At 37.5% G+C, this 9,771-nt stretch carries 10 protein-coding genes and 2 pseudogenes; 9 read left to right on the forward strand and 3 right to left on the reverse strand.

The genetic code is table 11. The features are described from left to right. Nucleotides 1-852: 852 nt before the first annotated feature. The 7 genes from tpx to ACED59_RS23495 all read left to right on the forward strand — a co-directional run bounded on the left by tpx (nucleotide 853) and on the right by ACED59_RS23495 (nucleotide 6,208). Complete coding sequence (gene tpx, locus ACED59_RS23465) at nucleotides 853-1,350, forward strand: thiol peroxidase (RefSeq protein WP_017098653.1); 498 nt, start codon at nucleotides 853-855, stop codon at nucleotides 1,348-1,350. A gap of 2 nt (nucleotides 1,351-1,352) precedes the next feature. Next, nucleotides 1,353-1,961 (forward strand): redoxin family protein, encoded by a 609-nt coding sequence (locus tag ACED59_RS23470; protein WP_017098654.1) that lies wholly within the window; start codon nucleotides 1,353-1,355, stop codon nucleotides 1,959-1,961. 577 nt (nucleotides 1,962-2,538) lie between these two features. Further along, nucleotides 2,539-3,276: a helix-turn-helix domain-containing protein gene (locus ACED59_RS23475; protein ID WP_241810843.1), complete on the forward strand. Its 738-nt coding sequence runs from the start codon at nucleotides 2,539-2,541 to the stop codon at nucleotides 3,274-3,276. Further along, the gene (locus tag ACED59_RS23480; protein WP_017098656.1) at nucleotides 3,251-3,781 is read left to right on the forward strand and encodes a hypothetical protein; all 531 of its coding nucleotides are present in this window, start codon (nucleotides 3,251-3,253) and stop codon (nucleotides 3,779-3,781) included. Before ACED59_RS23475 ends, ACED59_RS23480 begins: the two co-directional genes overlap by 26 nt. Next, nucleotides 3,762-4,559, forward strand: coding sequence for a winged helix-turn-helix domain-containing protein (locus ACED59_RS23485; RefSeq protein ID WP_017098657.1), 798 nt, complete (start codon nucleotides 3,762-3,764; stop codon nucleotides 4,557-4,559). Before ACED59_RS23480 ends, ACED59_RS23485 begins: the two co-directional genes overlap by 20 nt. Beyond that, entirely contained in the window at nucleotides 4,543-5,022 is a 480-nt protein-coding gene (locus tag ACED59_RS23490) for a hypothetical protein (protein ID WP_017098658.1), read from the forward strand. Before ACED59_RS23485 ends, ACED59_RS23490 begins: the two co-directional genes overlap by 17 nt. Nucleotides 5,023-5,179: 157 nt before the next feature. Then, nucleotides 5,180-6,208 carry a GlxA family transcriptional regulator gene (locus ACED59_RS23495; RefSeq protein WP_017098659.1) on the forward strand — a complete coding sequence of 343 codons (1,029 nt, stop codon included), beginning with the start codon at nucleotides 5,180-5,182 and terminating at the stop codon, nucleotides 6,206-6,208. 477 nt (nucleotides 6,209-6,685) lie between these two features. On the opposite strand, the gene ACED59_RS23500 is transcribed toward ACED59_RS23495, so the two are convergent. Together ACED59_RS23500 and ACED59_RS23505 are read right to left on the reverse strand one after the other, a co-directional pair. After that, a complete protein-coding gene (locus ACED59_RS23500; RefSeq protein ID WP_017098660.1) occupies nucleotides 6,686-6,943 on the reverse strand; it encodes a hypothetical protein in 258 nt (85 codons plus the stop codon). After that, nucleotides 6,933-7,328 (reverse strand): hypothetical protein, encoded by a 396-nt coding sequence (locus tag ACED59_RS23505; protein WP_017098661.1) that lies wholly within the window; start codon nucleotides 7,326-7,328, stop codon nucleotides 6,933-6,935. The genes ACED59_RS23500 and ACED59_RS23505 overlap by 11 nt, the downstream gene beginning before the upstream one ends. A gap of 376 nt (nucleotides 7,329-7,704) precedes the next feature. Between ACED59_RS23505 and ACED59_RS23510 the strand changes: the two genes are divergently transcribed. Then, nucleotides 7,705-9,210: an aldehyde dehydrogenase family protein gene (locus tag ACED59_RS23510; protein WP_017098662.1), complete on the forward strand. Its 1,506-nt coding sequence runs from the start codon at nucleotides 7,705-7,707 to the stop codon at nucleotides 9,208-9,210. Between the two features lie 193 nt (nucleotides 9,211-9,403). Here ACED59_RS23510 and ACED59_RS23515 read toward each other — a convergent pair. Beyond that, a pseudogene (locus tag ACED59_RS23515) lies at nucleotides 9,404-9,538 on the reverse strand (transposase); the annotation flags it as partial. A gap of 67 nt (nucleotides 9,539-9,605) precedes the next feature. On the opposite strand from ACED59_RS23515, the pseudogene ACED59_RS23520 reads away from it, so the two are divergent. After that, nucleotides 9,606-9,771, forward strand: a pseudogene (locus ACED59_RS23520) (transposase); the annotation flags it as partial.

A 9,771-nucleotide genomic window follows, 5' to 3' on the forward strand; every position in this document is an offset into this window, starting at 1 on the left:
GTTTTTTGACTTTCCATTCACCTTCGCCATAAACCTTAAGGCCAGTCGCATCAATCCAAAAGGTCAAAGAACCGCGGTTAATGAGTGATTGGTTGTATTGCTTCCAGTTGGCTGTTTTGTAACGAGGTTTAGGCATAGGGCTACGAGAGGGAGTGAATGTAGCTGATCAGATCGTAGGTTTTAGGTTTAGTTCCAATGAATTACGCAACAAAGCCTTCCATTCATAATCATTGGCAGGAAGGCCTTCGCTAAGGTCTGAGTCGAAATATCGAGTAAAAATGCAAATGTTTTTTCATTCCCCTGTGTTTCGATTGTCAGTTTTGTCTTTATTTTCAAAATTATATACAATAGGACTAGCGAGCGTGACTGCAAAATCGTGGTTATAGGATAGTTAGAAAATATGATAATGAATTTAATCTATGGTCTAATTTCATTGTAAATGTAAGAAGTCACGCTGTCTTTGAAAGTTGACCAACTAAAACAGCATGACTGGGGGTTCTTTGTTTAGGAATGAATACTAATTCCTGAATACAGCTCGCTCATCGTTAAAGAATCAAAAAACAACGTAAAAAATCACGTTCTTTCCCTATGAATAATATTTAATTTTCGAAAACACACCTAAATACGAACACTCTTCAGAAACTCCACAGAAAAAATTAAATCATACACCAACCAAGCCATTCAAATCGGACTAAAACAATGGGAATTTAGGACTTAACATCTTATTTATTAGAATCTTAAATAATAACAAATAGAATACAACACATCGGATTTGTTATTTATAAATATCAAATTACTATCTCGCCGCTCAATAATTTCTAACCAAAAAATAAACAATAAAAAGGTATTAACATGTCTATAACTTTTCAAGGTAACCCCGTTTCAATCTCAGGTCTATTTCCTAAACCTAATCAAGTAGCACCAAGTTTTACTCTCTGCGACAAAGAATTAAATAGCCTAACCTTAGAAAGCCTAAAAGGGAAAAATGTCTTATTAAATATTTTCCCTAGCATTGACACCCCAGTTTGTGCTGCAAGCGTTCGTACATTTAACGAGAAAGCCGCTAATTTAAACAATACAATCGTATTATGTGTTTCTGCTGATCTACCCTTTGCTATGAATCGTTTTTGTGGTGCAGAAGGCATTGATAATGTAACAACCGCTTCTTTCTTCAGAGAGTCATCATTCACTGAAAACTACGGTGTAAACTTAAATGAAGGTGCGCTTAAAGGGTTAGCTGCGAGAGCTGTTATCGTTATCGGTCAAGATGGTATAGTCAAACATAGCGAATTGGTTTCTGAAATTACTACTGAACCAAACTATGAATCTGCGCTAGCGGTTTTATCATAATCATGCGTAAACTACTTATTGTTGCTGCCACCCTTTATTCAATAAACGCCTTCGCAAAGTTTGAAACTACTGAAGACGATGCTGGATTTGGAGAGACACAAGTCGTCACACTTGATAACACCACAAAGTTTGATCTGATTGGTACACCATTAGAAGTAGGCGATTTATTGCCTTCGGCTAAGATGTTGACTTCAGATTTAGAAAGCTATGATACTAGTGCGCAAAGTAAATCGATCAAAATTTATAGCATATTGACATCTGTTGATACACCTGTTTGTGTTCAACAAGCTATTGAGCTTTCTCAATACATAGAAAGCAACCATCACAAACTTCAAGACATTGAATTTTATGCAGTCAGTGCGGATACTCCTTTTACTCAACAGCGGTTCATTAGAGAGCATTCTCTTGACGGAGCGACATATCTTTCTGACTCTTCGGAACATAAGTTTGGCCTCAATACAGGAACTCAAATTAAGCAGTTAGGCTTACTTAGTCGAAGTATTATTGTAGTGGGTATGAATAACCAAGTCATTTATACCCAAAGAGTACCTGAACTTACAACTATCCCTAGTTTAGAACGAGCAGTGAAAGTTGCGTTAGAAAACCGCTAGACTCCGGAAATATATAAGGGGCATTAGCCTCTTATATATTAACCTAATTCCAATTATATAAATAACAATCAATAATGAAAACCATAAAAAAACAAAATATATTTATAGGGTTGTTAATCCTGGTATCATTAGGTGCTCTTAAACTAAAAGAATCATCTATATTAGAAGCATTAGTAGAAGAAATTTTAATTGAAAATTATATAATAAAATCAAAATACAACATGGCACTCCATCATTTCATTAAATAATATCAACTTAGTTACAACTGCCTCTCTCCAATAGTACACCGATGCAATCCCATAGATTAGTCAAGTAGAGTCGATATCATTATACATACGAACTCACAAGAGGAAGGCATCAACGCATCTCAATGAAACCAGACACATAAATGGAAGTAACTGTGCTGATTTAAGTATACCTTTCAAAGTTCTCGTTAAAAAACAAAGCAAAATTGCCCTCAACGCCTATAATCAATTCTTATTATAAACTCGAGTTCATACTATTTTACTAGTTGTTGTCTATTGAATAATTTGGTAAGTTTGTAATATTTCATTTAAAAACAACACCAAGTATAGGTATGCAGCTATCTATGTGGGATTTTAGACCTCATGAACACTCTCAACTTCGAAATAAAATATCAGGTGAAGAAAAGAGACTAACAAAAACAGAAAGCCAGTTATTATTGCTCTTACTGTCGAATAACCATCGAGTCGTAACTAAATCTGAAATTCACAAAAAAATTTGGCCGGGGAAATTTGTTTCAGATGCCAGTATCACACACGCCATTGCATCATTACGTTTAGCTTTGAATGATACAGTGGAAGCACAATGTATCATTCGAACCGTACCTAAAGCCGGTTACTTTGTCGCTTATAATAAAATAGCTCTAGTTTTAACTAACCAAGCCCAACCCGAGACTAGGCGACCTGATAAGGTAGTGGCTTTTAAGCTTAAATGTTCTTGGCAAGCTGGCGTAATAGTTTTATTAGTCAGCATGAACTGTTTACTGTTTTGGTTTTTGTTCATACCTTCACAAAGCGAACCTAAACTGAACATGTCAAGGTTGAACTCTCAAACTAACACCTTTACGATCAAGAACAACGATTTTCATAGTCAACAACTCTTAGAACAGCTGATTAGGCACCCTACTTTAAACAATGTGAATTTTTATATTGCTTCAAATAAAACTAGGATTTATGTAAGTTGCATTCACCAGAATGCATCATCACCTTACGGCCAAAGCATCAACTTTTCCATTGATGTTAAGCGCGCTATAGAGGGGATTAGCAATGATATTGTACAAAAATGCCAATAAACACTATTTGCTTAGCGTTGTCTTTTTACTTGCCTTGTTGCCTATTCAAATTTTTCTCAATGCATCGTTTATTCCTAGTTTTGCTCAAAACGTTAATACCCAAATAAGTAAAACAGTTCTGACTTACGGTGAGCAAATGGGAGATAAGAAATACAGAAAAATCGACTATCACTTAAAACCTTATCTATGGAACCGATTTCTATTAATGGCTTCTATCCATTTCGACAATGGAAAAAAACTGGACACACAATTTCTTATTACCTTTTGGCCGAAATCCATTTATTCCATAAAATATATAAATCAACTGGTTAACACTCCAGAAACAGAATATTTTGATTTACCAGAGCAACATGCGCTCTTTGATGGCGGCGAAGAAAATTTTCAAACTTTGTTAGAAACCTCCCACCAATATTGTTACATCCAACTGTCGAACAACTCAGTTCAATGTGTCAATATATCTGAAAATAAAGAAAAAATTGACGTCAATGACAAGAAAACAACATAGCATGTGGATATTTAATCCAACCCTTAGGCGCCAGCTAACTAACCAAAGTAATGGGGAGAGCAAAAAATTGCACTCTACAGATTGCAAAATTTTAGAGCTTTTATGTCAAAATCAAGGCGAAACCGTTTTAAAAAGTACCCTAATCGACGTGGCTTGGCCAGGGCGAGTCGTCTCGCAAGCTAGTTTAACTCAGTCTATAGCCCACCTACGTATAGCTTTAGGTGACAATGGCCGACAACAAAATATTATAAAAACAGTCCCAAAGCATGGTTATTTACTGGTAAGCAACATAATAAGCCTTGAGGTGCCAATAGTTCTTGAACAAAACAACTCATCAACACCTAGTTCAGAAATAATCCCAGACACTCTCCAACCTCAAGACCATGAGAAGACCAGTCTATCGGCCCATCTACAATACCTTCAAAGATTCATTCTATTGACTCTCTCACTGTTATTTTTAGTTAGTCTCACTTGGTTAACGCGGATCATATATTACAATAGCACCACAGATCGTATTCAATGGAACCAGCGTGAACATTTGGGCGTAACGTACTATTTTACTGATACTAAAAATGGAGATAAACGTTTCAATGACCTCAAAGGGAGATACTCAAGTGACTTACGTATGCTCTATATTTCTGAAAACCCTGAGCAACTCTATGTATCGTGTGTTTATCAACCTAATAATTTACATGAACACAACACAATGAATTTTAGTTTTTCCCGAGACTATTCAATCGAGCAAGTAAGAGAGGAAATTAATGAACAATGTCGGTAAAGCCATTATTTTTCTGGTCTTGGCAAATATACTCGTCATTACGTTTATCTCATGGATAAATACCCTTAATCATCCTCTATTCTTAGATGGTCGAAACAACATCATGTTATTTTCTCATGGTCGTACATATAAAAAATTTGAAGTCGACTCCTTCAAAGAAGTAATTACCGTAGATCATCTGTGGGGAGGAGTTCACGATGCGCATTGTAGCTTATTATCCGAAGGCGAAAACAAAGCCCTCAACATCTATTACTCCGTTTATTTCTGGGGTGCAGACCTCTTTTCGACAACCAACGCGCTACGTAGCGCAAACTACACTCCCTCAACAGAACTTGATTTCACTGAAGCACACTTGATTGAGAATTCATCGGAACAATTTTTCCAGACCTTATACCAAGATAAGTATATTTTCTGTTATTCCAGTTTATTGACCGGCAGTGTCCAGTGTATCACGGCCGATTAATTAGAGTAATCAATCTAAATCATCAACAGATTTAGTTATAACTAAACATGTTGATTATAAACATGTAAATATCAATGACTTAATTTATTCATTTAAAATCAATCTAATGACGAGTAATTTAAATTTCGGATTTGTTTATTAGTGTTCTTAAGGGTTTATGGACATAGTACTAGCAAATAGGACATATTTGAGAAACGTAATACTCATGATCAGAAAAAGAGAACCTTTAAAGATTACTGCACTCTTGTTAGAAGGAAGCCCAATCACAGCAATTTCGGGACCAATCGAAATGCTGACAATTGCTTCAATGCAAGCAGGATTACCAGCGCCACAGGTCAGTTATGTATCAGTCACAGGGGGGCCGACTCAATTCTTAGGGGGGCTAACAATTAACAGTAGTACGCATTGGGAATCCGTCGAACATACCGACATTTTAATAATAGGTGCTTGTGGTGACATAAATAAGGGGTCTTATGTCTTACCCAAAGAGGTTAAATATTGGCTAAAAAAACAAATTACGCAGTGTGAATTTGTTCTCTCTTTATGTACGGGGACATTTCTTCTGGCTGAGCTTGGGGTTTTAAACAAACGAAGCGCAACTACACATTGGGTATATGCTGAAGATTTTCGAAATCAATTCCCCCAAGTAAAATTCAAACCACACTTGAAAATAACTCATGAAGACCGATATATTTGCACCTCCAGCATTAAAGAATACTTTGCTGCAACAATTTTGTTAATTGATGCTTTGTTAGGCACGGCCCAAAGAATTAAATGTGAACAGTACTTAGGAGGTGATGTTTCAAAAATTAAGCGAATTTGTTTAACGAGCTTTGCTCAATACCATCAACATAGCGACAGTTTGATTGATCGGTTACAAGAGTGGATGCACAATGAAGACCCAAGCAGGCTATCTGTCGCTATGTGTGCAGAGAAAAGTTTTTTGAGTGAAAGGCAAATGAAACGTCGCTTCAAAGCAGCAACTGGCGAATCTCCAATGAACTACATACAACGTATTAGAGTGGTATTAGCGAGAGACAAGCTGGACACTACCAGCTTAAACATAGAACAAATATCCCAGCAAGTTGGTTACAGTGACACAAACCATTTTAGGTCGCTGTTTAAAAAATTTTACGACATGACGCCCACAGAATATCGCAAAACGACACAGGCTTGTGAGATTTAAGCACCTTAATTCTAACTGGACCTAAGCCCTTAGCTAAAAAGGGAGTTATTCACTTGGATTGAAATGATTAACCCAATAATAAAGCTGGTATCTCTCCGGCTTTGAGCTCCACAGCCTTCATCAATTCAACTTTAAGAAAGTTGATGTCTCTCCGCCTACGCTTGTATCTGCAAGCGTTCAACGACAAACCACAAGGGAAAGAAAAGCGAAACAAAAACAAAGTCGACTAATTTACCTGCAAGAAATAAACGATGACGATCTTGGTGAGTCAAATGCGTATTGATTATAAAATTCAGGGCGAGTAATCATGTGGATAAAAAGTGGCAACTAACATTCACTAGATACACTGTTAGCTCGTAAACCGTAAAAAGTTCAGCCTTAGGTTCAATCTGACAAACATCGCTTAAAAAATAATGACTGCCAGATTAGGCCCAAGCAACTACTTTTGATGTGACATTTTTGCCACTCAGACAAATACTATTGAGAGAGTTTTTCTAAGACAGGGGTTATGGACCGATGAAGCTCACTGGACTCATATGCACCAGCTAATAATTTACTCGGATAAGCAATTGAATGGCTTAATACCTCACCAATATTGTTAATATGAATACGCTTATCAGCCACACAAGCACTCAAACATGTTCTAATAAATTGTTGGGATGTATCAAGCTCAAGCAAGCGTGCGCATCGCAGCGCTTCTTTGGTTCTTTCATAAAGCATTTCTTCAGATAACACGATTTACCCCTTCTCCATTCAATAGCATAACAATATGAAACTCTTCGCTTTTCCTCATCGCAGCAAGGAAAAGGCTCTCTCTCATTTCTCTTTGAATTATATTGTCGCTAATTACATACTTCGTCAAAACGTCAATCGCTTGTTGCTCGTTAATGTCTTCCTGACTAACTATCGCTGACAAGACACTTTTCGATAGATTTGACGAAATATCAAAATTTAGTTCTTTTGCCTTTACAATCATCGCTTTTATAACTTTGTTTTTTTGAGCTCTGATAGTACATATCTTCAGCTCATGCTTATCAAATGCATATCCAATGTCATCTAACAGTTGGCTCAATTCTTGATACACTTTACATTCCTCTAGTTCATTGTTCTTGTTCCTCATATGTTAACGTTATATGTTTAAAATAAAACAGTGAAACCAATTGCACCAACAAAACAAACCAACCAAATATCATGTAGTTATAAAAATAACACCATTATTACGTCCATAAGATCAGATATATATGTCCTATTTGGTTACTATATTGGTAATGATAGCGATCTATTTACATTGATAGAACTAGCATATTAAAATGAAATTCATTAGAAAAAGACATATACCCTAAGCATTCAAGACTTTTAGTTTCACGGTTAACATATAAACCATTGATTTAGTATGGCTATTTTTATTCTAGCTTAACCTATGGTTGAAGTTGCTTATTTTATTTTTCATGTGCGGGTGGATAATAACGCACAGAATCTAAAAAAAGGAACTGAAAATGTTATATGCACAACCAGGAACTGAAAATTCGATTGTCGATTTCAAGCCGCAGTATCAAAACTTCATAGGAGGGGCATGGGTAGCACCGAAACATGGAAAATATTTTACTAATACCTCCCCAATCAACCATTCTGTAATTTGTGAAATTCCAGCTTCGACTCAAGAAGACATCGATTTGGCAGTTAATTTTGCGCACAATGCGAAAAATGACTGGGCTTCAACATCAGTCACTGAGCGTTCAAACATATTATTAAAGATAGCTGAGCGTATTGAGAACAACCTTGAGATGCTTGCTATTACTGAAACATGGGACAATGGGAAACCTATTCGCGAGACTCTCGCCGCTGATATTCCACTCGTTGTCGACCATTTCCGCTATTTTGCTGGATGCATTAGAGCTCAAGAAGGTTCCGCTGCGGAACTAGATTCACAAACCATGACCTACCACTTCCCAGAACCTGTTGGTGTTGTAGGACAAATTATCCCATGGAACTTCCCACTCTTAATGGCCGCTTGGAAGCTGGCACCCGCGCTGGCTGCTGGCTGCTGCGTAGTATTAAAACCAGCGGAACAAACTCCTGCATCAATCTTAGTATTGATGGAGCTCATCGAAGATCTAGTCCCTGCCGGTGTAATCAATGTCGTAAATGGCTATGGTTCAGAAGCAGGTCAAGCACTTGCTACACATAAAAAGATTGCTAAAGTAGCCTTTACTGGCTCTACAGAAGTTGGACAGCATATTCTGAAGTGTGCCGCTGAGAACCTAATTCCGTCAACAGTCGAGCTAGGTGGTAAATCTCCAAATATTTTTATGGCTGATATATTTGATCACGAAGACAGTTACCTTGATAAGTGTATCGAAGGTGTCTTGTTAGCTTTTTTCAATCAAGGTGAAGTCTGCACGTGTCCTTCTCGAGTTTTGATTCATGAATCAATTTACGATCGCTTCATTTCACGTTTGCAAACTCGCATGAAAACGATCCAACAAGGAAACCCACTCGATACCGACACACAAGTTGGTTCACAGGTGTCACAAGAGCAATTTGACAAAATTCGCAAATACATAGCTCTTGGTCATGAAGAAGGTGCCGAATTACTTATTGGTGGTAACAGCAATGAAGACAATGGTTACTTTGTCGAGCCTACCCTCTTCAAAGGAACTAACGATATGCGTATTTTCCAAGAAGAGATTTTTGGCCCAGTCGTTGCTGTTACTACATTTAAGGACACTGAAGAAGCTCTGGCAATCGCCAACGATACTGAGTATGGCTTAGGTGCTGGAGTATGGACACGTGACAACAATCTGATTTCACATATGGCGAAAAATATACAAGCTGGGCGAATTTGGGTTAACTGCTACCATGCTTACCCTGCTCACGCTGCGTTTGGCGGCTATAAAAAGTCCGGGATTGGTAGAGAAACACACAAAATGATGCTAGACCACTACCAGAACACCAAAAATATCATCGTTAGCCACAGTGTTAATCCTTTAGGCTTCTTTTAAAAATTAAGCTAATTGTCTGCCCGAAAACCTAATGGGCAGACAAACATTTGGTTCATTATATTTATGGTCTAAGCCATGCCCATTTCCTTGACCCCTTTACAATGCAAGACTGAAAAAATATCCGCCTTCTTAGAAGGCAATTTCGCTTTATCATCCCTAGAAAGGGGCTTCCGCGCTATCAATTCTTCAATAACTACAGTTGTTGCTCATACTCTATGTCCTGCTTATCTTGGTGTCGTACATATCGGCGAATGACTTTTTCATTCACACCGACCGTATCTACAAAATACCCTCTAGCCCAAAAGTGATTTCCCCATAGTCTCGGCTTTGTTGCGTAATTCATTGGAACTAAACCTACGATCTGATCAGCTACATTCACTCCCTCTTGTAGCCCTATACCTAAACCTCGTTATAAAACAACCAACTGGAAGCAAAATACAATCAATAACTCATTAACCGCGGTTCTTTGACCTTTTGGATTGATGAAGAAGCGATAAGTGGCTGGACGCAAAGCAAACAGAATAAGCGCGGGAGGCCACGTCGGTTCAGTGATTTAGCTAT

Origin of the sequence: Vibrio sp. FF266 (assembly GCF_041439695.1) — a bacterium.
Classification (GTDB): Bacteria; Pseudomonadota; Gammaproteobacteria; order Enterobacterales; family Vibrionaceae; genus Vibrio; species Vibrio tasmaniensis_A.

What these genes read in the sequence shown, in the direction of transcription:
- tpx (WP_017098653.1), top strand. Translation starts at nt 853, where the DNA reads ATGTCTATAACTTTTCAAGGTAACCCCGTTTCAATCTCAGGTCTATTT.
- ACED59_RS23470 (WP_017098654.1), top strand. Translation starts at nt 1,353, where the DNA reads ATGCGTAAACTACTTATTGTTGCTGCCACCCTTTATTCAATAAACGCC.
- ACED59_RS23475 (WP_241810843.1), top strand. Translation starts at nt 2,539, where the DNA reads ATGCAGCTATCTATGTGGGATTTTAGACCTCATGAACACTCTCAACTT.
- ACED59_RS23480 (WP_017098656.1), top strand. Translation starts at nt 3,251, where the DNA reads ATGATATTGTACAAAAATGCCAATAAACACTATTTGCTTAGCGTTGTC.
- ACED59_RS23485 (WP_017098657.1), top strand. Translation starts at nt 3,762, where the DNA reads ATGACAAGAAAACAACATAGCATGTGGATATTTAATCCAACCCTTAGG.
- ACED59_RS23490 (WP_017098658.1), top strand. Translation starts at nt 4,543, where the DNA reads ATGAACAATGTCGGTAAAGCCATTATTTTTCTGGTCTTGGCAAATATA.
- ACED59_RS23495 (WP_017098659.1), top strand. Translation starts at nt 5,180, where the DNA reads ATGGACATAGTACTAGCAAATAGGACATATTTGAGAAACGTAATACTC.
- ACED59_RS23505 (WP_017098661.1), bottom strand. Translation starts at nt 7,328, where the DNA reads ATGAGGAACAAGAACAATGAACTAGAGGAATGTAAAGTGTATCAAGAA.
- ACED59_RS23510 (WP_017098662.1), top strand. Translation starts at nt 7,705, where the DNA reads ATGTTATATGCACAACCAGGAACTGAAAATTCGATTGTCGATTTCAAG.